This window comes from Streptomyces sp. NBC_00078, assembly GCF_026343335.1.
In the GTDB taxonomy this organism is placed as follows: Bacteria; Actinomycetota; Actinomycetes; order Streptomycetales; family Streptomycetaceae; genus Streptomyces.
Window position 1 is genome coordinate 5,526,989 of record NZ_JAPELX010000001.1, and the last position, 24,960, is coordinate 5,551,948.

Sequence of the window (24,960 nt, forward strand, 5' to 3'; positions counted from 1 at the left end):
TCCTCCGTCGCAGGTCCGCGAACCATGGAGTCCGTCGGCGTCTTCGAAGGGGGGTTTTCCCTACCCCTCGCCGGGGGCGCGGTCGCGCCACGGCAGTTCCGCGGTGACGACGGTCGGCCCGCCCTGCGGGGAGTCGATGACGAACAGCCCGTCGACGGCGTCCAGCCGGTCGGCGAGCCCCTGGATCCCGCTGCCGCCGTCGAGACGCGCGCCGCCGCGGCCGTTGTCCTCCACCTGGATGAGCAGCCGATCCGACGACTGCCACACCTCCACGGACGCGGACTTCGCCGCACTGTGCTTGCTGACGTTCTGCAGCAGCTCGGAGACGGTGAAGTAGGCGATGCCCTCGATGGCCGCGGCGGGCCGTGCGGCGAGGTCGACGGTCACCTTCACGGGGACGGTGCAGCGCGAGGCGACCGCCGAGAGCGCGGCGTCGAGACCCCGGTCGGTGAGTACGGCGGGATGGATGCCGCGCGCCAGATCCCGCAGCTCCTGCAGCGCGAGTTTCACCTCACCGTGCGCCTCCGCGACCATCTCCGCCGCCGTGTCGGGGTCCTCCAAAAGCTTCTCCTTCGCCAGGCCGAGCCCCATCGCGAGATTGACCAGTCGGGCCTGCGCCCCGTCGTGCAGGTCGCGCTCGATGCGACGCAGGTCGGCGTTGGCCGTGTCGACCACGACCCCGCGGTCCGACTCCAGCTCCGCGATGCGCCGCTCCAGCTCGTCGGAGGGCGACAGCAGACCGCGCACCATCGCCCGGTCGGCGTTGGTCAGCCCCCGCGCGATGAACGGCAGTACCGGCCACAGCACGATCAGCGAGGTCAGCGTGATGACGAAGGTGAGGATGCCCCAGGGCAGCCGGATGAAGTCGTACAGCACCGTGCGCCAGCCCACCGGGTCCTTCACCCTCATCCACAGCCACGGCAGGAAACCGGTGCCGCGTCGGGGCAGCGGGCTCGGCTCGTCCACCCGCACCCCGAGCAGCTTCCTGGCCCGTGCCCGCTCCATCCGGCCCAGCAGCCGCGCACCGGCCAGCCCGGCCGCCAGCAACGGGAACCCGATCACCGTGACGGTCAGCCAGAACCCCGTGAACAGCACCGTGACGACGTAGATGAACCCCAGCAGCGCCACCGGAAGATTTGCCAGGAGATGCGCGATCTCCTTCCAGGTGTGCCGGTCGTAGGCGGAACGGACGGGCGGCAGACGGTCGCCGTCACTTTCCGAGGACCGCATCGGGCGCGAGAGTGGTTCGGTCATATGGGCTAGCGTGCCGCGCGCCGGGCGCCCGCGCCATGAGGTCGGCCGCCGCAGTTCCCTGGGGAAAACCCCACCCCGGCATCTCAAGGTGATCTCAAGGCGTGACGGGCTGCTTACCGTCTCTTTATCAGGGCCTAGACTCCCGTGCGTACAGATCGTCGAACAGCAGCGTTCATCAGGGCCGCAGGTCACCGGGGCGGATGGCGACCCGCGGCAGACGGCCCACGGTGATGCCGCAGGGTCGCAGAGTCAGGGAGCGAGGGTACGGACGTGCGGGAACCGACCGTTGTCGCGGCGGACTACTTCCAGTCGTACTCCGTCGTCGGACTGCTCGCCGTCGTCGGCGTGCTCTTCGTCGCCGTCGCCTTCGGGGCCGGCCGCCTGCTGCGGCCTGTGGTCCCCACCCCGGAGAAGCTCCTGACCTACGAGTGCGGAGTCGACCCCGTCGGCGAGGGCTGGGCCCACACCCAGGTCCGCTACTACGTCTACGCCTTCCTGTACGTCGTGTTCGCCGTCGACTCGATCTTCCTGTTCCCGTGGGCCACGGTCTTCGCCGCCCCCGGCTACGGCGCGACGACCCTCGTCGAGATGTTCATCTTCCTCGGCTTCCTGGCCGTGGGCCTGCTGTACGCATACAAGAAGGGCGTTCTGGCATGGATGTGACGAAGCCGGACACCAGCGGGCAGCCGACCGTGCCGGGCGCGTCGACCACGCCGGGCGAGCCGGGTGGGCCGGTTCTGCTGCCGGAGCCCAAGCGCCTCGGCGCCCTCGCACGCCTCGCCCCCGAGCCGATGAAGGTGGTCCTGAACTGGGGCCGCCGGTATTCGCTGTGGGTCTTCAACTTCGGCCTCGCCTGCTGCGCGATCGAGTTCATCGCCGCGTCGATGGCCCGCCACGACTTCATCCGCCTCGGCGTCATCCCCTTCGCACCGGGCCCGCGACAGGCCGACCTGATGGTCGTCTCCGGCACGGTGACGGACAAGATGGCGCCGGCGGTGAAGCGCCTGTACGAGCAGATGCCTGAACCGAAGTACGTCATCTCCTTCGGCGCGTGCAGCAACTGTGGAGGCCCCTACTGGGACTCCTACTCCGTCACCAAGGGCGTCGACCAGATCATCCCGGTGGATGTCTACGTCCCCGGCTGCCCGCCGCGCCCCGAGGCCCTGCTCCAGGGGATCCTGAAGCTCCAGGAGAAGATCGCGCGGGAGTCGCTGGGCGAGCGGTACGGCACCTCCCGCCCGTCGGCCGCGGCTCTGCAGACCGGCCTGGTGAAGGCGCCGGCCACCGAGTCCTCGTCGCGGGAGGGCCGATGAGCACGGTCGGCTGGCTCCCCGCCCCCGTCGACGAGCTGTTCGGTACGGAGGCCACCGCCGAGGAGGCGTACGAGGTCCTCACGGTCGACGTCCCCCCGGCGACCTGGCTCGCCGCGCTGGAGATGGCGCGCGACCGGCTGTCCTGTACGTACTTCGACTGGCTGAGCGCGGTCGACGAACCGGGCACGGGGTTCCGCGTCGCGGCCCATGTGGTGTCCCTGTCTCCCGTACGCCGCCTGCTGCTGCGCACGACGGTCCCGCACGAGGCGCCGGCGCTGGCCTCCGCCGTCGGCGTTTATGCGGGCGCGGCCTGGCACGAACGCGAGACCCACGAAATGTTCGGTGTCGTCTTCGAAGGCCACCCCGCCCTGGACCACCTCCTCCTCCCTGAAACCTTCGAAGGCCACCCCCTTCGCAAGGACTTCGTCCTGGCCGCCCGTGTGGCCAAGGCCTGGCCCGGCGCCAAGGAGCCGGGCGAGTCCGAGCACGGCGGCCCCAAGCGCCGCCAGATGCTTCCCCCAGGTGTCCCCGACCCGAACGAATGGGGCCCCCAGAAGGGCCAGCTCCCCCCGGCCCCGGCCCGCCCCACCAGGGCCGCGGGCCGACCAACAGCCGACCGCCCCACCCGCACACCGGTCGACCGCCCGCCCCGCCGCACCCGCACCACCGCAGAGGGCTCGGCCAGCCAGACCGCGGGTCCCGGCAGCCAGATGGCGGCTTCCGGTTCCGGTTCGGACGATGCCGGGGCCGGGGCCGGGAGCGGGCGTTCGGTGGGGGAGGTATCGGCGAGTCAGGCGGTGAGGCCGGGGGCTGCCGATGCTCCGACTGGGCCGAGGCGTGCGCGTTCGGCTGCCGAGGGTTCGGTGAGTCAGGCGGAGGGCGCGTCTGATCGGGCGGCGGCTGCGGGGTCCGGCGATGCTTCCAGGCCCGGCGATACTGAGGCTCGGCCCCGGCGTGCCCGTTCGGCCGCGGGAGGGTCCGCGAGTCAGGCGGCGTCGTCTCCGGTCGGGGGAGCCGAGGCTGCCTCGTCCGCACCGGGTGGCGAGCCCTCTGCGGCAGAGGCACCGGCCGACCGGCAGCCGGGAGCAGCCGGTGCGAGTGGAGCTGCGGGTGCCCGCGCGAACTCGCCGCGACGCGCGCGCAGCGCGAGCGAAGGCTCGGCCTCGCAGACTGCCCGACCCTCCCCGACGGAGGGCGCAACAACCCCACCCGCTCGCACCCCGCGCAGCGCTGACGCCCCGTGGCATCACGCCCGCCCAGCCTTCGACGACCAGGAGCCGGTGCAGGAACGGGAGCCGGTGCTGGAACGGGAGCCGGTGCTGGAACGGGAGCCGGTGCTGGAACGGGAGCCGGTGCAGGAACGCGAGCCGGTGCAGGAACGCGAGCCGGTGCAGGAACGCGAGCCGGTGCAGGAACAGGAGCCGGTGCAGGAGCTGCAGGAACAGGTGCCGCAGCCCGGCCCGGAGCTGGAGCCAAGCCCTGCAACGAAGTCCGGCCCGGAGTCTGAGGCGGGCCCAGAACGGGAGCGGGAACAGGAGCAGGGCCCAGAGCCGGAGCGGGAGCAGGAGCAGGTGCTGCAGCCGGGCCCGGGGCCTGAGGCGGGCCCGGAGACGGAGTCCGTCGCGGAACCCGCAGGCGAAGCCGAGCCCACTCCGAAACCCGCTGCTGGTGACGGGGCCCTTCCCGGTTCGGAGGCGTCCGAGGGGAACTCCGGCCTCGCTGAACCCACCCCGGAGCCGTCCGCCTCCGAGGAGACCCCCGCCGAGAAAGACACCGAAACCCCGGTCGCGAACCCCGAAGACCCCGCAGGAGGCCCGCAGTGACCGACGCTCTGGACGTCGTCCTGCGACTCCTGATCGTGTTCGTCGTCTTCCTCACCTTCCCTCTGATCGTCGGCCAGACCGAACACAAGGTCATGGCCCACATGCAGGGCCGCCTCGGTCCGATGTACGCCGGCGGCTTCCACGGCTGGGCCCAACTAGTCGCCGACGGCGTGAAGTTCGCGCAGAAGGAAGACATCGTCCCGGCGGGCGCGGACCGGCGCGTCTTCCAACTCGCCCCTGCCGTAGCCCTCCTCCCGTACCTGCTGGTCCTTGTGGCCATTCCCATCGGCCCGGGCGAGGGCGCGGTCGGCCAGGTCCTCGACGCGGGCCTCTTCTTCGTCCTCGCGGTGATGGGCGTGGGCGTCCTCGGCTCGCTCATGGCCGGCTGGGCCTCCGCCAACAAGTTCTCCCTCCTGGGCGGCCTCCGTACCGCCGCCCAGCTTCTCGCCTACGAACTCCCGATGCTGCTCGCCGCCGCCTCCGTCGCGATGGCGGCCGGCACGGTCTCCCTCCCCGGCATCCTGGACGCCTTCCACTGGTGGTGGCTGCCCTGGCAGATCGTCGGCGCGATCGTCTTCTTCGTCGCCGGCCTCGCCGAACTCCAGCGCCCGCCCTTCGACATGCCGGTCGCCGACTCGGAGATCATCTTCGGCGCGTACACCGAGTACACGGGCCTGCGCTTCGCTTTGTTCCTCCTCGCCGAATACGCCGGAATCATCGTCCTGTGCGGTCTGACGACCGTTCTCTTCCTGGGCGGCTGGCACGGTCCCTGGGGTGCCGACGGCCTTGGCTGGGTCTGGACCCTGCTGAAGACGGCCGTCCTCGCCTTCCTCGTGATCTGGCTCCGCGTCACCTACCCCCGCCTGCGCGAGGACCAGCTCCAGAAACTCTCGTGGACCCTCCTCGTCCCCCTCTCCCTCGCCCAGATCGCCCTCACCGGCATCGTCAAGGTGGTGATCTCCTGATGGCTGAGCCGCTGCCGTCCTCCCGGTCCCGCATCCCCGGCTCCGGCCTGGCCAAGGGCCTGGCCGTCACCCTTCGCACGATGACGCGGAAGACGGTCACCGAGCAGTACCCGGACGTCCAGCCCGACCTGCCGCCCCGCACCCGCGGCGTCATCGGCCTGTTCGAGGAGAACTGCACGGTCTGCATGCTGTGTGCCCGTGAGTGCCCGGACTGGTGCATCTACATCGACTCCCACAAGGAGACGGTCCCGGCGGCGACCCCCGGCGGCCGTGAACGCAGCCGCAACGTCCTCGACCGCTTCGCCATCGACTTCTCCCTGTGCATGTACTGCGGTATCTGCATCGAGGTCTGTCCTTTCGACGCCCTGTTCTGGTCCCCGGAGTTCGAGTACGCCGAGACCGACATCCACGAACTCACCCACGAGCGCGACAAGCTCCGCGAGTGGATGTGGACGGTCCCGGCTCCGCCCGCCCTCGACCCTGGCGCGGAGGAGCCGAAGGAGATCTCCGCCGCCCGCAAGACCGCCGACAAACTGGCGGCCGCGGCAGCCGCGTCGGCCGAGCCCGTCGAGCCGCCGCCCGAGCGGAACCAGCCGACCGAGCCACCCGCCGGTCCGACCGAACCCGAGGGAGGCGCGTCGTGACCCTCACCGCAGTCACCGCGACGGCGGCGCACGCCATAGCCGCTCACGCGACGGCAGCCCACGCCACCGCGACCACGGCCGCCGAGGGGACCCACCGTTTCCTCTCACCGACCGGTGTCGAGATCGCCTTCCTCCTCGTCGGCCTGGCCACCTTCGGCGCCGCCCTCGTCACCGTCACCACGCGGCAACTGGTGCACGCCGCACTGTGGCTGGTGGTCACGCTCGGCGGCCTCGCCGTCGAATACCTCCTGCTCACCGCCGAGTTCATCGCCTGGGTGCAGGTCCTCATCTACGTGGGTTCCGTCGTCGTCCTCCTTCTGTTCGGTCTGATGCTCACCAAGGCCCCCATCGGCCGCTCTCCGGACGCCGACTCCGGCAACCGCTGGGCCGCCCTCACCGTGGCCGTCGCCGCGGCTGCCGCCCTGGTCTGGGTCGTCGTCGACGCCTTCCGCGCAACCTGGATCGACCTGGACGGGCCGGCCGCCGGCTCCACCGCCGTCACCGGAGCGAGCCTCTTCCAGAACTGGGTTCTTCCCTTCGAGGCCCTCTCCGTCCTCCTCCTTGCCGCCCTCGTCGGCGCGATCGTCCTGTCCCGCAAGGCGAAGGCGGAGATGAGCTCTCCCCCTGTGAACTCCCGGGCCGCGACCGGCAGTTCCCCTTCCGGCCCGGATTCACGGATTCACCCGGTCGAGGGACAGGACCCGGCCGAGCAGGAAGGCGCCCGCTGATGCACCTCGCCTATCCCGCCGTACTCTCCGCCCTTCTCTTCTGCACCGGCCTGTACGGCGTCCTCGCTCGCCGCAACGCGATCCTGGTCCTGATGTCCGTCGAGCTGATGCTCAACGCCGTCAACCTCAACCTCGTCGCCTTCGACGTCTGGCTCAGCAAGGCCGCCCGGGACACACTCCACTCCGGCCAGGCCCTGACCCTGTTCACCATCGCCATCGCCGCCGCCGAGATCGGTATCGGCCTGGCGATCGTCCTCTCCGTCTACCGCAACCGCGGCACCTCGGACATCGACAAGCTGCGCGACAGCGCCGAGGGCCACGAGAGTGACAGCCCCGACGGCGACGCCCTGACGACGGATCAGACCGGGAAGGCTGAGGCCACCGCGTGACCACGACCACCCTCGCCGTCCTCGTCCCCCTCCTGCCGTTCCTGGGCGCCGCGGCCGGCCTGCTCCTGGGCCGCACGGCCCCCGGTTTCGTCCGCCCGCTCGCCGTCCTGCCGCCCCTGGCCTCCCTCGTGCTGGCAGCGCTCGTCGCCGTGCGCCAGGGCGGCGGCCAGGCGATCGACGCCGCCACCGAACTCACACCCACCGGTTCGGTCCCCATCGAACTCGCCCTGCACATCGACGGCTTCGCCGCCCTCGTCGCCGTGCTGGTCGCCCTGGTCGCCTCCTGCGTGCAGATCTACTCGACGGGCTACCTGCGCGACGACCCGCGCTACCCCTCGTACGCCGCCCTCGTCTCCCTCTTCACCTCCGCGATGCTGCTCGTCGTCTACTCCGGCGACCTGATCGTGCTGCTGGTCGGCTGGGAGATCATGGGCATCTGCTCGTACTTCCTGGTCGGCCACTACTGGGAGACCCCGGAGGCCCGCGCCGCCTCCATCAAGGCCTTCCTGGTGACCAAGCTCGGTGACGTCCCCTTCCTCATCGGCCTGTTCGCGCTCGGCACCGACGCCGGCTCCTTCCGCATCACGAAGGTCCTCGGCACGGTCGCGGGCGGCGGACTCGACCACCCGACACTGATCGCGCTGCTGCTCCTGGCCGGCGTGGCAGGCAAATCGGCCCAGTTCCCGCTGCACACCTGGCTCCCTGACGCGATGGCGGGCCCGACACCCGTCTCCGCGCTGATCCACGCCGCGACGATGGTCGCCGCCGGTGTCTACTTCGTCGCCCGTCTCCTTCCGGTCTTCGAGGCTTCCGCGGCCGCGATGATCGTCCTCGCCGTCATGGCAGCGGTCACGATGATCGGCTCGGGTCTCGCCGCGCTCGCCCAGGACGACATCAAGCGCGTCCTGGCCTACTCGACGATGGGCCAGCTCGGCTACATGACCGGCGCCCTCGCGGTCGGTGACCGCGGTGCCGCCGTCTTCCACCTCCTCTCGCACGGCGCCTTCAAGGCGCTGTTGTTCCTCGCGGCCGGCGTGATCATCCACGCCGCCGGCACCAACTCGCTCGCCGCCATGTCCCGGATGCGGGGCCTGCGCGACCGTGTCCCCGACGCCTACTGGACGATGACGGTGGCGCTCCTCGCCCTTGCCGCGATCCCGCCCTTCAGCGGCTTCTTCTCCAAGGAGTCCGTCCTCGGCGCCGCCGAGCACGTCGCCACCGGCCACACCGAGCACGCCCCCGGCGCAGCGGGCTGGATCACCCTCGTCGCAGGCCTCGTCACGGCGGCGCTCACCGCCGCGTACGCCACGCGCCTGTGGCTGCTGGCCTTCCAGGGCCAGGGCACCGAGGCCCCCGATCACGGCCGCCAGCCGCTCACGATGACCGTGGTGCTGTGGGTGCTCGCCGTCCCGTCCCTCACGCTCGGCGGGCTCGCCTACCGCGCGCTGCCCGACTGGTTCGACGGCCGCGACCTCACCCCGACCCTCACCACCTCCGTCCTGGGCACAGGTGTGGCACTCGTGGGCGGCATCGTCACCTACGGGGCCTGGCGCCACACCACCGCCCTCGCGGCTCGCGTCCCGCTGGGTGCGGTCGCGGCCCACCCCGAAGGCGACGCCGGACTGGTCGAGGCCGAAGCGATCGCCAGCCACGCACCCGCGTACGGCGACGTCGCCTCCGCCCCCGACCCCTCCGACCCAGGGCGGCTGCTGCTCGGCCCGCTGCACCGGCACGCGGCCGTCGGCTTCCACCTCGACGCCGTCTACGCGGCCCTCTTCGTCCGCCCGGTCCTGGCCGGAGCAGGTCTCGTCCGGTTCCTGGACCGCGAGGTCGTCGAGACCTACGTACGCGGTGCGGGCGCCCTACCCAGGCTGCTCGGGGCCGCCGTACGGCGCGCCCAGACCGGCAATGTGCAGACCTATGTGAGCGCGCTGCTCGCAGGCACCGTCGTCCTGGCGGTCGCCGCCCTCCTCGTCGCCACGGGAGCGTGAGCAGCCGTGATCGGTATCAACGAGTCCGTGATGCAGTTCCTTCTGGCATTCGTCGTCGTCGGCCCGCTCCTCGGCGCCGCCGCAGCTCTGCTGCCCGCCCCGCCCGGGCTGAAGGGGAAGTCGCCCGAGCAGGCCGTGCTGCGGCACGGTGTCGCCGTGACCGGTGCGGTACTCATCGCCGCGATCGTCCTCGCGGTCGGCTTCGACCATGACCATCCGTCGAAGATGCAGGCCACGACCGACATCAGCTGGATCCCCGCACTCGACGTGCGCATCCACCTCGGCATCGACGGCATCTCCCTCCCCCTTGTGGTCCTGACAGCGCTGCTGACGTTCCTCTGCGCGCTCTACTCGTACTTCAAGATGCCCTCAGGTCCGACCCCGAAGGCATTCGTCGCACTAGTGCTGGTCCTTGAGTCCGGCACCCTCGCGAGCTTCTCCGTTCTCGATCTGCTGCTGTTCTTCCTCGCGTTCGAGATGGTGCTCATCCCGATGTACTTCCTCATCGCCCGCTGGGGCGGCGAGGGCCGGACCCAGGCCGCCTGGCGATTCATCCTCTACACACTGCTCGGTTCGGTCGTCATGCTGCTCGGCCTGCTCCTGATCGGGATCAAGGCCGGCACCTTCGACATGGTGGCACTCGCCACTGACAACGGCCGGTCGCTGACCGCATCCGTGCAGGTCATCGCGGTTTTGGCGATCGGCGTCGGGCTTGCGGTCAAGACGCCGATGTGGCCCTTGCACAGCTGGCTGCCCGACGCCCACACCGCTGCGCCCACCGTCGGCTCGGTCCTGCTGGCAGGTGTTCTGCTCAAGATGGGTACGTACGGGTTCGTCCGGATTCTCCTTCCGATCGCGCCGGACGGCTTCCGCACGTTCGCGCCCTACCTCGCCGCCTTCGCCGTCGTCGGGATCATCTACGGATCCCTGGCCTGCCTCGCTCTGGCCAAGCGGGGCGCGAAGGGCGACCTCAAGCGCCTCATCGCCTACTCCTCCGTCGGCCACATGGGCTTCGTCCTGCTCGGCATCGCGACCATGACCCCGACCGGCGTGAACGGCGCCCTGTTCGCCAACATCGCCCACGGCCTCATCACCGGCCTCCTCTTCTTCCTGGTCGGCGCGCTGAAGGACCGGGCGGGCACCACCGACCTCGACGCCCTCGCCGACAAGACGGGAGCCGCGCTCTACGGCAAGGCCCCGCGCCTGGGCGGCCTGCTCGCCTTCGGCGCCGTCGCCTCGCTCGGACTGCCCGGCCTGGCCGGGTTCTGGGGCGAGATGCTGGCCCTGTTCGGCGCGTTCAAACCGGCCGCCGGCCTCAGCCGCCCGGCGTTCCTCACCTTCATGGCGTTCGCGGCCTTCGGCACCCTCCTCACGGCCGCGTACATGCTCGCCGTCGTCCGCCGGGTCTGCATGGGCGCCGTACCGCAGGAAGCGCCGCAGCTCGCCGACGTCCAGACGTACGAGTTCGCGGCATGGACCCCGCTCGTCGTCCTCACCGTCGTCGCCGGGCTGTGGCCCAGGGCCCTCCTCGGCCTGACCGACCCGGCCGTGCAGCAGCTCCTCGCAGGAGGCACCCGATGAGCAGCCTGGCCCAGCCGCTGGCCGCGAATCTCGTCCAGTCCGTCGACTGGCTCGCCATCGCGCCGCCCACCCTGACGGCGGTCGTCGGACTCGTCGTCCTCGTCGCCGACCTGTTCGTCGACGACACCAGGAAGGCACTTCTCGGCTGGGTCTCGGTCGCCGGCCTCGCCGCCTCCGCGCTCCTGCTGCTGCCCCTCGTGAACGACGACCGCTCCACGTTCTGCCTGACCGGCAACGCCCACGTCTGCAGCTACGCGGCGGACAGCTTCACCCTGGTCATCCAGTTCCTGGTCCTCGGAGGCGCACTCCTCGCCGCCCTCCTGTCGGTGACAGCCCTCAAGGATGCAGACAAGCAACTCCCCGAAGGGGAGTACTGGTTCCTGCTGCTGTCCTCCGCCGCCGGCGCCGCGCTCCTGCCCGCCTCCCGGGATCTCGCAACGCTGATCGTCGCCCTGGAGGTAGCCTCCCTGCCGGCCTTCGCCCTCGTCGGCATCCGGCAGGGCGACAAGAAGTCCTCCGAAGCGGCCCTGAAGTTCTTCCTGTCGTCGGTCACCGCGACCGCCGTCAGCCTCATGGGCATCAGCTTCGTGTACGCCTCCACGGGCACCCTCTACCTCACCCAGGTCGCCGACCGGATCCAGCACGTCGACGGACAGCTCCACACCCTGGCCCAGACCGGCGTCGTCCTCACTCTCGTCGGCTTCGCCTTCAAGACCGCAGCCGTGCCCTTCCACTTCTGGGTCCCGGACACCTACGTAGGGGCGCCACTGCCGATCGCCGCCTATCTCTCGGTCGTCGGCAAGGCCGTCGGCTTCTCCGGCCTGATCCTCGTCACGGTGGTCGCGTTCCCGTCGTACGCCGACGTCTGGGGTCCCGCACTCGCGGGCCTGGCCGCGCTCACCATGACCGTCGGCAATGTCGGCGCCCTGCGCCAGCAGGCCACGCGCGCGTACAGCGCCGTACGACTTCTCGCCTGGTCGTCGGTCGGCCAGGCCGGCTACCTCCTCGTACCGATCGCCGCGGCCGCCTACTCCGACGACGCCCAGCACTCCATCGGCTCCACCGTCGCCTACGCCCTCATGTACGCGGCCATGAACCTCGGCGCCTTCGCGGTGGCCGCACTGGTCGGACGGACCAGGTCCGCGAACCGCATCACGGACTACCGCGGCCTCTACGCGACGAACCCGCTCGCCGCTCTTCTGCTGGCCTTCTTCCTGCTCTGCCTGGCCGGACTGCCCCCGGGCATCATCGGACTCTTCGCCAAGGTCACCGTGTTCTCGGCAGCGGTCGACGCGGGGCTCGGCTGGCTGGCCGTGGTCATGGCCGCCAACGTCGTCATCGCCCTCTTCTACTACCTCCAATGGACGGCACTGCTGTTCCGCGCCCCCGAGGGTGAGCCCGTCAAGCACCGTCTTCCGGCGCCCCTCACCGTGGCGATCGCCCTCACCGGCGCCGTCGGCATCGCCCTCTCCGGGGCACCTCAGCTGGTCCTGCGCTTCGCGGACACCGCCCTCTTCTGAGCGGGCATGGGCCGCTCGGGGCCGAAGTCACCCGGACGGTCCACGAACGCCGCCGTACGCACAAGGGAACTAGTGACCCCCGCCTGGCGTTGACCAGTACGGGAGGGTCCACTGGACGTGACACCACGACACCAGTGACATCGGAAATCAGCAAGCAAAGGGTTCCCCTGCTGCACGACTTGGAGGGCGTACCGTGCACCGCCGGCACAACGGGCTAAGGACCGCAGTACTCCTCGGAGGACTGTCCGCCCTCATCATCGTCATCGGCAGTTTCTTCGGCCGTATGGGGCTCGTCGTCGCGGTTGTGATCGCACTGGGCACGAACGCGTACGCGTACTGGAACAGCGACAAGCTGGCGCTACGCGCGATGCGCGCCCGCCCGGTCAGCGAGTTCGAGGCCCCCGCCCTCTACCGCATGGTCCGCGACCTCTCCACCCAGGCCCGACAGCCCATGCCGCGCCTGTACATCTCACCGACGGAGGCACCGAACGCCTTCGCGACGGGCCGCAACCCGCGCAACGCCGCGGTGTGCTGCACGGACGGCATCCTGCGCATCCTGGACGAGCGCGAACTGCGCGGCGTCATCGGCCACGAGCTCAGTCACGTCTACAACCGCGACATCCTCATCTCGTCGGTCGCCGGAGCTCTCGCCTCCGTGATCATGTTCCTGGTCAACTTCGCCTGGCTGATCCCGATCGGCCGTTCCAATGACGACGACGGCCCGGGCATCCTCGGCATGCTGATGATCATGATCCTGGGTCCGCTCGCGGCCAGCCTCATCCAGCTGGCCATCAGCCGCTCCAGGGAATACGAGGCCGACGCGTCCGGCGCCCAGCTGACCGGTGACCCCCTCGCACTGGCCAGCGCGCTGCGCAAGCTTGAAGCGGGCACCAAGCAGCTGCCGTTGCCTCCCGAGCCGCGCATCGAGACCGCCAGCCATATGATGATCGCGAACCCGTTCCGCCCGGGTCAGGGACTCTCCAAGATGTTCTCGACACACCCGCCGATGGCGGAGCGCATCGCCCGGCTCGAGAAGATGGCAGGTCGTCCCCAGTGAAAACTATTCTGAACGTCATTTGGCTCGTCCTGAGCGGCTTCTGGCTGTTCCTCGGGTACCTGGCAGCAGGCGTCCTGCTCTGCATCACCATCATCGGTATCCCGTTCGGCATCGCGGCGTTCCGCATCGGCGTCTACGCCCTGTGGCCCTTCGGGTACACGACGGTCGAGCGCCGCGACGCCGGAGCGCCCTCCTGCATCGGCAATGTTCTGTGGCTGGTCCTCGCGGGCTGGTGGCTGGCGATCGCGCACATCGTCACGGGCTTCGCCCTGTGCATCACGATCATCGGAATCCCGTTCGGTATCGCCAACTTCAAGCTGATCCCGGTGTCGCTGCTGCCCCTCGGCCGCGAAATCGTGCGGACGGACCAGCCGTTCGCAGCCCGCTGACCGAGCGGGACGATGGTGAGGGGCCGGCTTGTCCGCCCTTGTCCGACCCACTGGGTTTTCCACAACCCGGTGGTTGTCCACAGGCCGGCCCGATTGTCAGTGGCGCCTTGCATCATGAACCCATGACCGAGAACGAGCAGTTGCTGGCAAGGGTGGCAGCCAAGGCGCACAACACCCGCCCGTGGGGCTGGCCTTCGCTCCCGCAGCCCGTGGACGTGGCCACGGCCGCCCGCGCCGAGGCCGCTCTGGGCTTCACCCTGCCTCCACTGCTCGCCGACCTCTACCTGCGCATAGGAGACGGCGGATTCGGCCCGGAATACGGCCTGTTGTCTCTCCTCGACAGCCCGCCCGCAGGCGAGCCCGCTGCCGTCGCGCAGTACCTCGCCAACCGCGAGAGCGCCCGCAAGGACCCCGACTGGCCTTGGCCCGAAGGCGTCCTGCCGATATCCCACTGGGGCTGCGCGATGTACGCGTGCGTGGACTGCCGCACCCCGGAGGCCACCGTCCTCCTCTTCGAACCGAACGCCGACGACGCCGGCCAAGCCTGGTACGTCGACGCCCCCAGCCTCACGGTCTGGCTGACCTCCTGGCTCGACGGCACGGGCTGGTACGAGGAGACGAACGAGGAGCCGGAGATGACCCCGTGGGCCGACCTCCGCATACGCACGACGACGGGGCAAGCGTCCTAGCCGCCGCGACGCCATCAGTACGGCAGGCACGACGCCACGTCCGACCATCTCGTACGGCGAATGCTCGTACGGCGACTGCGGAGATCCCGCGGGCCAGGAGCCGGAAGACCGCGCCCTACCGGACCTGATAGCCCGCCGCCCCTGACCGCCGCCCTTGATCGGTGGCCCACCACCGTCGGCCTCCACTCCACACGGCCCGGCACGCACTCCACACGGCCCGGCACGCACTCCACACGGCCCGGCACGCACTCCACACGGCTCGGCAGGCACCACCCCCAGCCGGCCGGCATCACCCCAGCCCACCGCGACGCTACTGCCGTCCCGCCCACTCCAACTGCAGCCCCGCCCAGCCTGCTACCGCGCAGCCACCCACTGACGTACGCCATACGCGACCACACCCACCACCAACACGCCCGCGCCCATGAGCACCGAAATCCCCGGCAGAGAGAAGGCCAGCACCACACATCCGACAAGACCCACCGCCGGCAGCACTCGGGTAATGAGAGCCGAACTGAGCGTCCAGGCCGAGGCATTGGCGACGGCGTAGTACGCCAGCACACCGAAGGAGGAGAATCCGATCGCGCCCCGTACGTCCACCGTGGCGGCCAGGGCGGCGACCACCGCACCCACGGCCAGTTCGGCCCTGTGCGGCACCTGGAAACGCGGATGCACGGCGGACAGCGCGCCGGGCAGATACCGGTCGCGGGCCATGGCCAGAGTCGTCCGTGAGACCCCCAGGATCAGGGCGAGCAGCGACCCCAGCGCAGCCAAGGCCGCCCCCACCCGCACCACCGGCACCAGCCCCGGTACTCCAGCCACCCGCACCGCGTCGGCCAGCGGAGCACCCGCGCGCCCGAGACCTTCCGCCCCCAGCAGGGAAAGGACAGCCGCCGCCACACACACGTACACCGCCAGCGCGATGCCCAGAGCCACGGGGATCGCGCGAGGAATGGTGCGCGCCGGGTCCCGTACCTCCTCACCGAGGGTCGCGATACGCGCATACCCGGCGAACGCGAAGAACAGCAGCCCGGCCGCTTGCAACATGCCGCCCACGCCACCCGAGATCCCGACGCCCAGGCGTCCGGCGTCAAAGGCCCGGGATCCCAGGCACACCACCACAACGGAAGCGAGGACAGCCAGCACCACAGCCACGATCACCCGCGTCAGCCAGGCGGACTTCTGGACCCCGCCGTAGTTCACCGCCGTCAACGCCACCACTGCCGCGACTGCCACAGCGTGGGCCTGCCCCGGCCAGACGTACGCCCCCACGGTGAGTGCCATCGCCGCACAGGAGGCGGTCTTCCCGACCACGAACGACCAGCCCGCGAGATAACCCCAGAACGGGCCGAGCCGCTCGCGCCCGTACACATAGGTGCCGCCCGAGGCTGGATACAGCGAGGCCAGGCGCGCGGATGCCGTGGCGTTGCAGTAGGCGACGACGGCGGCGACGGCGAGGCCAAGCAGCAGCCCGGACCCGGCCGCACGCGCAGCGGGCCCCAGAGCGGCGAAGATCCCCGCCCCGACCATCGAGCCGAGTCCGATGACCACGGCGTCACCGACGCCAAGCGTGCGCCGCAGTTCAGATGCCGAACCAGTCGATGCCATGGCCCGCACCCTACTGATCACTGCAACCGACGGAGCCGGCGTGGCGTCCTGCTCAACAAGGGAGCAGGAACAAGCCCGTGACGCACAGCGGATCTTGACCGAAATCACACTGTCCCGAAAGTGCAGGCGCAATGCGGAAGGGCAGGTTCACGGCATGACCATCATCAGCTGGATCATCCTGGGGCTGTTGGCCGGAGCCATCGCCAAGTTCCTGCTGCCGGGCCGGGACCCGGGCGGCTTCATCGGAACAACTCTCATCGGCATCGCGGGCGCGTTCATCGGCGGCTGGATATCCGCCCGCTGGATGGACCACCCGATCACCAAGAACTTCTACGACGGCGGGACGTGGGCCGCGGCGATCGGAGGATCGCTCGTCCTCCTGGTCGCCTACCGCCTCCTGTTCGGCAACTCGCGCAACTGAGCACGATCGAGCACGCTCCCGGACCGCAGCCAGCAGGCGCGAAGGGCGGGCACCCGCCAGGTGCCCGCCCTTCGCGCGCACGGTCAGGCGGTAATGGCGCGTCGGTGGTTCACCGGTAGTTCACGAACTGCAGCGCGAACTCGAAGTCCTTGCCCTTCAGAAGGGCGATCACACCCTGCAGGTCGTCACGGCTCTTCGAGCTGACGCGCAGCTCATCGCCCTGCACCTGCGCCTTGATGCCCTTGGGGCCCTCGTCGCGGATGATCTTCGCCACTTTCTTCGCGTTGTCCTGGGAGATGCCCTCCTCGATCGTGGCGAAGATCTTGTACTCCTTGCCGGACAGCTGGGGCTCACCGGCGTCGAGCGCCTTCAGCGAGATCCCGCGCTTGATCAGCTTGGACTGGAAGACGTCGAGGACGGCATTGACCCGGTCCTCGGAGTTCGCCTCCATCAGGATCTTGTCACCGGACCACGAGATCGAGGCACCCACGCCCTTGAAGTCGTAGCGCTGAGAAATCTCCTTGGCGGCCTGGTTGAGGGCGTTGTCGACCTCCTGCCGCTCGACCTTCGAGACGATGTCGAAACTGGAGTCGGCCATGTCCTGTGGCTCCTTGTATCGGGGTGCGTGTGGGGTGCGTATCGGCGGGCGTGGGGGTGGCCGCCACCCCGGCGTGATGCCAGGGCCGCATTCGGACAAGCCTAGCCACCCCTTGTCCTCCGGGCGCAGATCAATCGAGTGGCGAAGCACCCCTCCGCATCGGGTATTGTTTACGTCGTTGCCAGGGAGCACCGCCGAAGAGCAGTGCGAAGGGCAGCAACCCCGGCGGTGTGCCCGAGCGGCCAAAGGGAGCAGACTGTAAATCTGCCGGCTCAGCCTACCCAGGTTCGAACCCTGGCGCCGCCACGCTGAGTGAAGAGACCCCCTCTGATCTGCGGAAACGCAGAGTGGAGGGGGTCTCTTCGTATGTTCCCTTCATCATCGGGCCGTCCTGGAGAACGGCCCCACGAACCCCCGGCCGACGGTCACGATCAGGGCGCAGAGCATCAGGCTGGCTTTCGGCCCTGTTCTAGGCGACGCCTCCTGGACGGTCATGTTGTGGACGACTGCCACAGACGGCTACTTGCTACGGCTCCTGCGCACCCGCCCGCACGTCCATCCGCGTCACCAGCCCGTCGCCGCCGAACCGGTACACGTGCTCGATCGTCCCCTCCGCCCACCGGTCACCCGACGCGTCCCGCATCCCGGTTCGTACGGTCACCACGACGCCCTCGCCATCCCCGTCGAGCCGCAATCCCTCCAGCCGTACGAGGGGATGCCCGGCCGTGAACTGCCGCGTCCAGTAGGCGCGTACCTCCTCGCGGCCGTGCAGCCGGACGTCGTCGAGGACGTTCGGCCAGTCCACGTCCGGCGCCAGACACCGGAGTACGAAGGTGTCGCGCTCGTCGGTAGAGAAGACCTCGTACATCCGCCGCAGCAGGGCCTCTTGTGCGGCCGGCACCCCCTCGCCTGCCACGCTGCTCAGTTCCCGGCGACGGACTTCACCGCCACCGACACCGGAGCCGACCCACTGACCAGTTCCAGAGTCAGGCCGGCCGTCGCCGGGGTGTCCACCAACTCCGCGAGTACGGCGGCCACGTCGTCACGGGGGATCGTGCCGCGGCCCGTGTGCGCCTCCAGCCGGACCAAGCCGGTGCCGGCGTCGTTCGTCAGCATCCCGGGGCGCAGGATCGTCGCGTCGAGGGCGTCCAGCCGCAGTACGTGAGAGTCGGCCTCGCCCTTGGCGCGCAGGTACACGTCGAAGATGTCGTCCCCCTGGTGGGCGGGATCGGCGCCCATCGACGAGACGACCACATGTCGTCGTACGCCGGCCCGAACCGCCGCGTCGGCAAACAGGATCGCCGCCTCCTTGTCCACGGTTTCCTTGCGGGCTGCCCCGCTGCCTGGACCGGCGCCCGCCGCGAAGACCGCTGCGTCGGTGCCCTGCAGACACGCCGCGACCTCCTCGACCGAGGCCGACTCCAGATCCAGCAGGACCGGTTCGGCACCGGCCTCCCGCAGGTCGTCGCCGTGCTCGGCGTGACGGATGATCCCCGCAACCTCGTCTCCGCGCGCGGCGAGCAACCGTTCCAGCCGCAGCGCGATCTGACCATGACCACCAGCGATGACAATGCGCATGTTTCCGACCGTACGCCCGGACGGCCCCATCCGCCGCACGACTTGAGCCACGTACGAGGGTGCGCATGCGGGGCAGCATGCGGAGCGCACGCGAAGAGCCCACGCGCTGGGCGCACGACCTCCCCCTGCGCGCTCCCAGTGCGCCTCGATGACTTGTGTCCTGGCGCCCCACATGAGCTGATGGCTCCTCAGGCTCCTCAGGCTCCTCGGGCTCCTCGGGTGGAGACGCATGAGCCGAAAGCGCTCACGCTCAGTGCGCGGCGGCGATGCAGTGCAGGACTCCCCTTGCATGTACGCCGCTGTGCCGACGACGTACACGTCGACAGGGATCACCCGGCGCAGGTGCCCACCCTGCGCGCCCCGCGCACCCCAGGCGTACCGCGAGCCCCAACGCCCCAACACGCCTCAGCCCCGCCCGCTCAGACCGCTTGTCCGGGGCAATCAGACTGCCTGTCCGGGCAGTCAGACTGCTTGTCCCGGCGCCATCGCCCTCGAACCGCCCTCGACCCGCGCGACGAGCGTCTGCCCATCTCTCACCGACTCGGTCCCCACCCTCACGACAGCGCCCCACGCCCCTGCCGGGGCAGCCCCAGTTCCGTCGCCGCAGCCGAGTTGCCGTACTCCCGTACAGCGCTTGTCCGCGCCACCACCCGCCCCCGGTGCACCACGATCCGGCTGTACGCCAGCGACAGCGCGCCCGCCAGCCGGTCGCCGCGCAGGGCCAGCAACTCGGCCGGGAAACCCGCCTCCACGCGCACCTCGGGCAGCCCCATCACCGCCCGCGCCGACGAGCTGACCGCGTCGTACGAGTCCTCGGGCCGCAACCCGTACCGGGAGGCCAGCAGGTAGGCCGCCTCCAAGGGGTCACCGCGCCCCACCGGGTTCGACATGTCCCGCAGGGCGCCACTGCCCGCGGCGACGCGCACGCCGGCCGTCCGCAGCAGCCGTACGGGAGCCGTGACCCGCTGATCGGTGCCGCCGCAGCCGCCCTGGGGCAGGCACACCACCGTCACCCCGGCCGCCGCGAGCTGGTCTGCCGTGCGTCGGGCCGTCTCGTCGGGCAGCTTCGCGAGGCCGCCGCACGGGCCGATCGCGACCCCGGGGCGCAGCCCGCCGGCCATCGCGACGAGCCGCGCGAGACGGGCCGGGTCGGCGGCGTCGGTGTGCAGGTCGACGGGGCAACCGTGTTCGGCGGCGACCTCGAGGACCGCCTCCACATACCCGGTCGGATCCGGGTCCAGGTCCGGACAGCCGCCCACCACGGAGGCGCCCATCTTCAACGCGTCCCGCAGCATCGAAAGCCCGTCCGCCCCCGCCACGCCGGTCAGCACCCTCGGCATCGCCACCGTCGTCAGTTCCGTCAGTCCGCGCAGCGAACGCCTCGCCTGCAGTACGGCGGCCAGCGCGCCCAACCCCTGAACATCGCCCACGTGCACGTGCGCCCGCAGCGCAGTCGCCCCGTGCCCCAGTTGCAACAGCGCCGCCTCGGTGGCCCGTCGCTGGACCTCCTGGGCTTCGTACGACGCCGGGCCGTCGCCCTCTGCCGACAGCGCGGTGTCCAGGTGGGTGTGCGGTTCGGCCGGGGCCGGCAGGAGCAGATAGCCCGTGAGATCCACGCGTGTGCCACAGCCCCGCACTCCGCCCGCAGCCAGGCTGCCGGCCGTGCCGACCGCCTCGATGCGCCCGCCGCCCAGCCGTACGTCCACGGTCCGGCCGTCCGTCAGCCGCGCCCCGCACAGCAGCAAGGCGGCCGGGTCACCCGCCTGTCCCGAGGAGCCCGGGAAACCCGAAGAAGGCAAACCCGAAGAAACTGAAGAACCCGCAGAACCCGCAGAACCCGCAGAACCCGCAGAACCGGAAGCACCCGAAGCACCCGAAGAACCGGAGGAACTGGAGGAGGACGAGCCCGATGGCGAGGACGACGAGCCCGATGAGGACGACGACGAGTGGGGCGGCTGCGGCTGGCTGTCGGGCATCGCGCTCCAGGGGCTCGAGGGACTGCGCAGCAGGACGCAAGATCACGCAGAGTGAGTCGAGCCTAGGGTGGCGTTCCGCTCGCGCCGGGGAGGAGCGCAATAGTCGTACCGGTGTGGCCCGTCGTGCCGGAGAGGCCTCAGGGGCTGGTGGGGGAGCCGTGAGACGGGCCGCGGCAGGGGTCTGGACAGCAGGTGGAACAAGGCCGGACGGGTGCCCCTAAACGGATTTGGGCGAACGGCAGGCGAGCGTGTAATGTCTTCATCGCTCGCCCCAATAGCTCAGTCGGTAGAGCGTCTCCATGGTAAGGAGAAGGTCTACGGTTCGATTCCGTATTGGGGCTCTGGTGTGAGAGGTCCCCGTCGCAAGGCGGGGCCCGATCGCATCGCAGCGGTGTAGCTCAGTCGGTAGAGCAAGCGGCTCATAATCGCTGTGTCACCGGTTCAAGTCCGGTCACCGCTACTGACAGTAGCCGATTGCGGGGTCGGTCCTTCGATCGGCTACTCTTTTATGCGTTCAACCCTGTCCCATCCGTTCGTCAAGGAGCACTCACGTGGCTGCCACCGACGTCCGCCCGAAGATCACGCTGGCCTGCGTGGAGTGCAAGGAGCGGAACTACATCACCAAGAAGAACCGGCGTAACAACCCGGACCGACTGGAGATGAAGAAGCACTGCCCGCGTTGCAACGCGCACACCGCGCACCGCGAAACGCGATAAATCAGGCTCGTACGTGAGGCCGCCCCCTTTACCGGGGGCGGCCTCACGTCGTTTGGACGTCGGTTACCGACCGGTTCCAGCCGACTACAGGGTGCCCAGGGCAGGCACCGGCCAGGCGTCAGCCGGGTGTCAGGCGGCCAGGCAGGCACGTGGCAGGCATCTGGTAGACGTCGGCGTACAGGCAGACATCAGCGCATCAGCAGGCAGACATCGGGAGGTGCGGGCCATGGCGCTCGACCAGTCCTTCGTGGGGCGGAGTTACCCGCCGACTGAGCCCTATGAGGTGGGCCGGGAGAAGATCCGTGAGTTCGCGGAGGCGGTGGGGGACCTCAACCCGGCGTACACGGACCCGGAGGCCGCCAAGGCGCTGGGGCACCTGGATGTGATCGCCCCGCCGACGTTCGTCTTCGCGATCACTTTCAAGGCTGCGGGACAGGTCGTCGAGGACCCCCAGCTCGGCCTGGACTACAGCCGTGTGGTGCACGGTGACCAGAAATTCGCCTACGTCCGTCCGGTGCGCGCCGGTGACCGGCTGACGGTCACCTCGTCCATCGAGGCCATCAGGTCCATGGCGGGCAACGACATCCTGGACATCCGGGGCGAGGTCCGTGACGAGGCGGGCGAGCGTGTGGTGACGGCCTGGACGAAGCTGGTGGCCCGCGGGGCCGAGGAGGCGTGAGGAACCCGATGACGGCGAAGATCGCTTACGACGAGGTCGAGGTCGGGACCGAACTGCCCGCCCGGGCCTTCCCGGTGACGCGGGCCATGCTCGTGCAGTACGCGGGTGCTTCGGGTGATTTCAACCCGATCCACTGGAACGAGAGGTTCGCCAGGGATGTCGGGCTGCCGGACGTGATCGCGCACGGCATGTTCACGATGGCCGAGGCGATCCGTGTGGTCACCGACTGGGCCGGCGACCCGGGCGCGGTTGTCGAGTACGGCGTCCGTTTCACCCGGCCGGTGGTCGTCGCGGACGACGACCAGGGTGCCGTCATCGAGGTCAGCGGCAAGGTGGCCGCCAAGCTCGACGACCACACGGTCCGTGTGGACCTCACGGCGACCAGCGCCGGGCAGAAGGTGCTGGGGATGTCACGGGCGCTCGTACGGCTGGCCTGAGAGGGCAACGCATCCCAGTTGATGCCTTGATGCCGTGAGCCAAGATGCCTTCGTGCGATGGCGCGGTGGCGCGGCGATGTAAGGGGCGTTCTCCATTGCGAGGCGCCCCTTGCGCATGCATGGCCCCCTACCTGCGACAACGACTCGTGGCGAGAGAGCGTTCCCGTGCGTCCAGCGGCAGCACCGGCATCCCATCCCCCCTCTTCCTCCCCCTTCCTCCCCTTCCTCCTCTTTCTTTCCCCTCTCCTTTCCTCCCTTTCGGCCCCTTCTCTACAACCGCTTGACCTAGTTAGTGACTGAGTACTAACTTACTGCCATGGCCAGAATGAGCGCAGAGGAGAGGCGCGAGAGCGTCATTCGTGCGGCGACCGCAGAGTTCGCCCGCGGTGGTTACTACGGCACGTCGACCGAGGCGATCGCCAAGCGGGTCGGCGTTTCACAGCCGTATCTCTTCCGGCTCTTCCCGGGCAAGAAGGCGATGTTTCTCGCGGTGGCGCAGCGCTGCATGGAGGACACGATCCGCACGTTCGAGGAGGCCGCCGAAGGGCTGGAGGGCGAAGAAGCCCGGACTGCCATGGCGAACGCGTACACCCAGTTGATCGCGGAGCGGCCCGAGAGGCTGCTGATGCAGATGCAGATGTACGTCACCGTGGCGGCCGCCGAGCAGGCCGGTGACCACGAACTCGGCGAGGAGGTCCGGGCGGGCTGGATGCGGCTGTGGGACACGGTTCATCTGCCGCTCGGCGCCGACGTGGACGAGACGACGAGGTTCTTGGCGTCCGGGATGCTCATCAACTGCCTGGTGGCCATGGGGTTTCCTCCCGGACATCGCGTCTGGGAAGGGCTCTGTCCTTAGGCGCGGCTCAAGCGTGCTGGGCCGTCTGGAGCAATAGCCGGCGGGAAGGGCTCGCAACCGTCTTTGCGTGGCCGCAGAAGTTAGTGATCAATAACTAACGCAATGCAACATCCACCGATTCGTACGACCGATCACCCGCTGGGGGAGCGATGTCACAGCAGACCGCACGTCGCGGGGGGACCGTCTGGGCCCTCGTCATCACCAGTGTCGCCGGATTCATGGCGGCCCTGGACAACCTCGTCGTCACCACCGCCCTGCCCTCCATCCGCAAGGACCTCGGCGGGGCGCTGGGTGACCTGGAATGGACGGTGAGTGCGTACACACTCACCTTCGCCGTCCTCCTGATGTTCGGCGCGGCGCTCGGCGACCGCTTCGGCCGCCGCAGGCTCTTCCTCGTCGGCCTCACCGTCTTCACCGGTGCCTCCGCCGCCGCAGCCATGGCGACCGGCATCAACTCCCTGATCGCCGCCCGCGCGGTCCAGGGCGTCGGCGCGGCGATCATGATGCCGCTGACGCTCACCCTGCTGACCGCGGCCGTGCCCATCGCCAAGCGCGGCATGGCCTACGGCATCTGGGGCGCCGTCAACGGGCTCGCCGTCGCCTCCGGACCGCTCATCGGCGGCAGCCTCACCGAGCACGTCTCCTGGCACTGGATCTTCTGGCTGAACGTCCCGCTGGGCATCGCCCTGCTGCCGCTCGCCCACCTGCGCCTGGCCGAGTCGTACGGCTCCGGCGCCCCGCTGGACGTCCCCGGCACCCTGCTCGCCAGCGGCGGCCTGTTCGGGATCGTCTACGGCCTGGTACGCGGGCCCGCCGACGGCTGGACCAGCTCCCTCGTGCTCACCGGCCTGTTCGCCGGCACCGCGCTCCTCGTCGGCTTCGTCGGCTACGGCATCCGCGCCAAGAACCCCATGCTCCCGATGCGGCTGTTCCGCTCCCGTGCCTTCGCCGGGATCAACGCGGCCAGCCTGCTGATGTTCCTCGGCATGTTCGGTTCGATCTTCCTGCTCAGCCAGTTCATGCAGGGTGTCCTCGGCTACTCGCCCACCGAGGCGGGCCTCAGGATGCTGCCCTGGACCGGCATGCCGATGCTGGTCGCCCCGGTCGCCGGCATCCTGTCCGACCGCATCGGCGGCCGTCCCGTCGTCGCCACCGGCCTGTTCCTGCAGGCCGTCGGCCTCGGCTGGATGGCCGCGGTGGTGGCACCCGGCGTCTCCTACGCCGCCCAGCTGCCCGCCCTGATCATCAGCGGCATCGGCATGGCCCTCTACTTCGCCCCCGCCGCCAACCTGGTCATGTCCAGCGTCCTGCCCAAGGAACAGGGCATCGCCTCCGGCGCCAACAACGCACTGCGCGAGGTCGGCGGCGCACTCGGCATCGCGATCATGGCGTCGATCTTCTCGGCACAGGGTGGCTACGAGTCCCCGCGGGCCTTCGTCGACGGCTTGCAGCCCGCGCTGGTGACGGGCTCCGCGGTTGTCGCGGTCGCCGCGGTGGCTGCCCTGCTGATACCCACCAGGCTGCGCGCCGCCGAGACCGTGAAAGCGGCCGAAGAGGCCCCGACAGCCGCGCTGGAGACGGCGTCCCACTGACCCCTGGAAGGTGTGGGTCCGGCGACGAACTCCCGCTCAACGGGGAGAGGCGTTCCGGCGCCTAATGGGAGCTACGGAGCCGGGGAATGCTCGGGTCCGTAGCCGCCAGCAGGTGAGCACTACCGACGCCGGAAGCATTCGACTTCTGAGGTCAGACCG

26 protein-coding genes and 3 tRNA genes are annotated in these 24,960 nt (G+C 69.8%); 22 read left to right on the plus strand and 7 right to left on the minus strand.

What is annotated here, in order from left to right:
- Positions 1-60: 60 nt before the first annotated feature.
- Positions 61-1,254, minus strand: coding sequence for a sensor histidine kinase AbrC1 (gene abrC1, locus OOK07_RS25975; protein ID WP_266798818.1), 1,194 nt, complete (start codon positions 1,252-1,254; stop codon positions 61-63).
- A gap of 270 nt (positions 1,255-1,524) precedes the next feature.
- On the opposite strand from abrC1, the gene OOK07_RS25980 reads away from it, so the two are divergent.
- The 13 genes from OOK07_RS25980 (at position 1,525) to OOK07_RS26040 (ending at position 14,343) form a co-directional block, all read left to right on the plus strand.
- A complete protein-coding gene (locus tag OOK07_RS25980) occupies positions 1,525-1,917 on the plus strand; it encodes an NADH-quinone oxidoreductase subunit A (protein WP_266519554.1) in 393 nt (130 codons plus the stop codon).
- Positions 1,908-2,567, plus strand: coding sequence for an NADH-quinone oxidoreductase subunit B (locus OOK07_RS25985; RefSeq protein WP_266798821.1), 660 nt, complete (start codon positions 1,908-1,910; stop codon positions 2,565-2,567). The genes OOK07_RS25980 and OOK07_RS25985 overlap by 10 nt, the downstream gene beginning before the upstream one ends.
- Complete coding sequence (locus OOK07_RS25990; protein ID WP_266798823.1) at positions 2,564-4,390, plus strand: NADH-quinone oxidoreductase subunit C; 1,827 nt, start codon at positions 2,564-2,566, stop codon at positions 4,388-4,390. The genes OOK07_RS25985 and OOK07_RS25990 overlap by 4 nt, the downstream gene beginning before the upstream one ends.
- Positions 4,387-5,355 (plus strand): complex I subunit 1/NuoH family protein, encoded by a 969-nt coding sequence (locus OOK07_RS25995; RefSeq protein WP_266683204.1) that lies wholly within the window; start codon positions 4,387-4,389, stop codon positions 5,353-5,355. Before OOK07_RS25990 ends, OOK07_RS25995 begins: the two co-directional genes overlap by 4 nt.
- Complete coding sequence (locus OOK07_RS26000) at positions 5,355-5,999, plus strand: NuoI/complex I 23 kDa subunit family protein (RefSeq protein WP_266683206.1); 645 nt, start codon at positions 5,355-5,357, stop codon at positions 5,997-5,999. The genes OOK07_RS25995 and OOK07_RS26000 overlap by 1 nt, the downstream gene beginning before the upstream one ends.
- Before the next feature lie 35 nt (positions 6,000-6,034).
- Positions 6,035-6,727: an NADH-quinone oxidoreductase subunit J family protein gene (locus OOK07_RS26005; RefSeq protein ID WP_266683718.1), complete on the plus strand. Its 693-nt coding sequence runs from the start codon at positions 6,035-6,037 to the stop codon at positions 6,725-6,727.
- The gene (nuoK, locus tag OOK07_RS26010) at positions 6,727-7,116 is read left to right on the plus strand and encodes an NADH-quinone oxidoreductase subunit NuoK (RefSeq protein WP_266683207.1); all 390 of its coding nucleotides are present in this window, start codon (positions 6,727-6,729) and stop codon (positions 7,114-7,116) included. Before OOK07_RS26005 ends, nuoK begins: the two co-directional genes overlap by 1 nt.
- Positions 7,113-9,107, plus strand: coding sequence for an NADH-quinone oxidoreductase subunit 5 family protein (locus tag OOK07_RS26015; protein ID WP_266798825.1), 1,995 nt, complete (start codon positions 7,113-7,115; stop codon positions 9,105-9,107). The genes nuoK and OOK07_RS26015 overlap by 4 nt, the downstream gene beginning before the upstream one ends.
- Before the next feature lie 6 nt (positions 9,108-9,113).
- On the plus strand, positions 9,114-10,688 hold the full coding sequence (locus OOK07_RS26020) for a complex I subunit 4 family protein (RefSeq protein WP_266798827.1): 1,575 nt from the start codon (positions 9,114-9,116) through the stop codon (positions 10,686-10,688).
- Positions 10,685-12,208, plus strand: a complete 1,524-nt coding sequence (locus tag OOK07_RS26025; protein WP_266798829.1) for an NADH-quinone oxidoreductase subunit N — start codon at positions 10,685-10,687, stop codon at positions 12,206-12,208. Before OOK07_RS26020 ends, OOK07_RS26025 begins: the two co-directional genes overlap by 4 nt.
- A 193-nt stretch (positions 12,209-12,401) precedes the next feature.
- The gene (gene htpX, locus OOK07_RS26030; protein WP_266683218.1) at positions 12,402-13,265 is read left to right on the plus strand and encodes a zinc metalloprotease HtpX; all 864 of its coding nucleotides are present in this window, start codon (positions 12,402-12,404) and stop codon (positions 13,263-13,265) included.
- The gene (locus tag OOK07_RS26035; RefSeq protein WP_266798831.1) at positions 13,262-13,654 is read left to right on the plus strand and encodes a YccF domain-containing protein; all 393 of its coding nucleotides are present in this window, start codon (positions 13,262-13,264) and stop codon (positions 13,652-13,654) included. Before htpX ends, OOK07_RS26035 begins: the two co-directional genes overlap by 4 nt.
- Before the next feature lie 122 nt (positions 13,655-13,776).
- A complete protein-coding gene (locus OOK07_RS26040; RefSeq protein WP_266798833.1) occupies positions 13,777-14,343 on the plus strand; it encodes an SMI1/KNR4 family protein in 567 nt (188 codons plus the stop codon).
- A gap of 354 nt (positions 14,344-14,697) precedes the next feature.
- Here OOK07_RS26040 and OOK07_RS26045 read toward each other — a convergent pair whose 3' ends face one another.
- The gene (locus OOK07_RS26045; protein ID WP_266798835.1) at positions 14,698-15,948 is read right to left on the minus strand and encodes an APC family permease; all 1,251 of its coding nucleotides are present in this window, start codon (positions 15,946-15,948) and stop codon (positions 14,698-14,700) included.
- A gap of 154 nt (positions 15,949-16,102) precedes the next feature.
- On the opposite strand from OOK07_RS26045, the gene OOK07_RS26050 reads away from it, so the two are divergent.
- A complete protein-coding gene (locus OOK07_RS26050; RefSeq protein WP_266683816.1) occupies positions 16,103-16,369 on the plus strand; it encodes a GlsB/YeaQ/YmgE family stress response membrane protein in 267 nt (88 codons plus the stop codon).
- A 109-nt stretch (positions 16,370-16,478) separates the two neighbouring features.
- On the opposite strand, the gene OOK07_RS26055 is transcribed toward OOK07_RS26050, so the two are convergent.
- A complete protein-coding gene (locus OOK07_RS26055; RefSeq protein WP_266683818.1) occupies positions 16,479-16,967 on the minus strand; it encodes a YajQ family cyclic di-GMP-binding protein in 489 nt (162 codons plus the stop codon).
- A 224-nt stretch (positions 16,968-17,191) separates the two neighbouring features.
- On the opposite strand from OOK07_RS26055, the gene OOK07_RS26060 reads away from it, so the two are divergent.
- Positions 17,192-17,273: transfer RNA gene (locus tag OOK07_RS26060), tRNA-Tyr, on the plus strand.
- A 220-nt stretch (positions 17,274-17,493) separates the two neighbouring features.
- On the opposite strand, the gene OOK07_RS26065 is transcribed toward OOK07_RS26060, so the two are convergent.
- The 4 genes from OOK07_RS26065 to OOK07_RS26080 form a co-directional block, all read right to left on the minus strand.
- Positions 17,494-17,883 (minus strand): nuclear transport factor 2 family protein, encoded by a 390-nt coding sequence (locus OOK07_RS26065; RefSeq protein ID WP_266683820.1) that lies wholly within the window; start codon positions 17,881-17,883, stop codon positions 17,494-17,496.
- Between the two features lie 5 nt (positions 17,884-17,888).
- Positions 17,889-18,545: an SDR family oxidoreductase gene (locus OOK07_RS26070; protein WP_266683826.1), complete on the minus strand. Its 657-nt coding sequence runs from the start codon at positions 18,543-18,545 to the stop codon at positions 17,889-17,891.
- A 554-nt stretch (positions 18,546-19,099) separates the two neighbouring features.
- Positions 19,100-20,344, minus strand: coding sequence for an amidohydrolase family protein (locus OOK07_RS26075; protein ID WP_266798838.1), 1,245 nt, complete (start codon positions 20,342-20,344; stop codon positions 19,100-19,102).
- Positions 20,301-20,567, minus strand: a complete 267-nt coding sequence (locus tag OOK07_RS26080; RefSeq protein ID WP_266798840.1) for a hypothetical protein — start codon at positions 20,565-20,567, stop codon at positions 20,301-20,303. Before OOK07_RS26080 ends, OOK07_RS26075 begins: the two co-directional genes overlap by 44 nt.
- Before the next feature lie 222 nt (positions 20,568-20,789).
- On the opposite strand from OOK07_RS26080, the gene OOK07_RS26085 reads away from it, so the two are divergent.
- From OOK07_RS26085 to OOK07_RS26115, 7 genes are all read left to right on the plus strand, one after another.
- Positions 20,790-20,862, plus strand: a tRNA-Thr gene (locus OOK07_RS26085).
- 46 nt (positions 20,863-20,908) lie between these two features.
- A tRNA-Met gene (locus tag OOK07_RS26090) sits at positions 20,909-20,981 on the plus strand.
- Positions 20,982-21,072: 91 nt separating this feature from the next.
- Complete coding sequence (gene rpmG, locus OOK07_RS26095) at positions 21,073-21,237, plus strand: 50S ribosomal protein L33 (protein WP_003948671.1); 165 nt, start codon at positions 21,073-21,075, stop codon at positions 21,235-21,237.
- Positions 21,238-21,463: 226 nt separating this feature from the next.
- On the plus strand, positions 21,464-21,916 hold the full coding sequence (locus OOK07_RS26100; protein ID WP_266798842.1) for a MaoC family dehydratase N-terminal domain-containing protein: 453 nt from the start codon (positions 21,464-21,466) through the stop codon (positions 21,914-21,916).
- 8 nt (positions 21,917-21,924) lie between these two features.
- On the plus strand, positions 21,925-22,353 hold the full coding sequence (locus OOK07_RS26105; protein ID WP_266798844.1) for a MaoC family dehydratase: 429 nt from the start codon (positions 21,925-21,927) through the stop codon (positions 22,351-22,353).
- A 316-nt stretch (positions 22,354-22,669) separates the two neighbouring features.
- Positions 22,670-23,209, plus strand: a complete 540-nt coding sequence (locus OOK07_RS26110; protein WP_266683836.1) for a TetR/AcrR family transcriptional regulator — start codon at positions 22,670-22,672, stop codon at positions 23,207-23,209.
- A gap of 149 nt (positions 23,210-23,358) precedes the next feature.
- On the plus strand, positions 23,359-24,801 hold the full coding sequence (locus tag OOK07_RS26115) for a DHA2 family efflux MFS transporter permease subunit (RefSeq protein ID WP_266798847.1): 1,443 nt from the start codon (positions 23,359-23,361) through the stop codon (positions 24,799-24,801).
- Positions 24,802-24,960 lie beyond the last annotated feature (159 nt).

Bases quoted from the DNA above. Each gene is read 5' to 3' on its own strand.
- abrC1 (WP_266798818.1), bottom strand. From the start codon at position 1,254: ATGACCGAACCACTCTCGCGCCCGATGCGGTCCTCGGAAAGTGACGGC.
- OOK07_RS25985 (WP_266798821.1), top strand. From the start codon at position 1,908: ATGGATGTGACGAAGCCGGACACCAGCGGGCAGCCGACCGTGCCGGGC.
- OOK07_RS25990 (WP_266798823.1), top strand. From the start codon at position 2,564: ATGAGCACGGTCGGCTGGCTCCCCGCCCCCGTCGACGAGCTGTTCGGT.
- OOK07_RS26000 (WP_266683206.1), top strand. From the start codon at position 5,355: ATGGCTGAGCCGCTGCCGTCCTCCCGGTCCCGCATCCCCGGCTCCGGC.
- nuoK (WP_266683207.1), top strand. From the start codon at position 6,727: ATGCACCTCGCCTATCCCGCCGTACTCTCCGCCCTTCTCTTCTGCACC.
- OOK07_RS26025 (WP_266798829.1), top strand. From the start codon at position 10,685: ATGAGCAGCCTGGCCCAGCCGCTGGCCGCGAATCTCGTCCAGTCCGTC.
- OOK07_RS26040 (WP_266798833.1), top strand. From the start codon at position 13,777: ATGACCGAGAACGAGCAGTTGCTGGCAAGGGTGGCAGCCAAGGCGCAC.
- OOK07_RS26045 (WP_266798835.1), bottom strand. From the start codon at position 15,948: ATGGCATCGACTGGTTCGGCATCTGAACTGCGGCGCACGCTTGGCGTC.
- OOK07_RS26050 (WP_266683816.1), top strand. From the start codon at position 16,103: ATGACCATCATCAGCTGGATCATCCTGGGGCTGTTGGCCGGAGCCATC.
- OOK07_RS26055 (WP_266683818.1), bottom strand. From the start codon at position 16,967: ATGGCCGACTCCAGTTTCGACATCGTCTCGAAGGTCGAGCGGCAGGAG.
- OOK07_RS26070 (WP_266683826.1), bottom strand. From the start codon at position 18,545: ATGCGCATTGTCATCGCTGGTGGTCATGGTCAGATCGCGCTGCGGCTG.
- OOK07_RS26100 (WP_266798842.1), top strand. From the start codon at position 21,464: ATGGCGCTCGACCAGTCCTTCGTGGGGCGGAGTTACCCGCCGACTGAG.
- OOK07_RS26105 (WP_266798844.1), top strand. From the start codon at position 21,925: ATGACGGCGAAGATCGCTTACGACGAGGTCGAGGTCGGGACCGAACTG.
- OOK07_RS26110 (WP_266683836.1), top strand. From the start codon at position 22,670: ATGGCCAGAATGAGCGCAGAGGAGAGGCGCGAGAGCGTCATTCGTGCG.
- OOK07_RS26115 (WP_266798847.1), top strand. From the start codon at position 23,359: ATGTCACAGCAGACCGCACGTCGCGGGGGGACCGTCTGGGCCCTCGTC.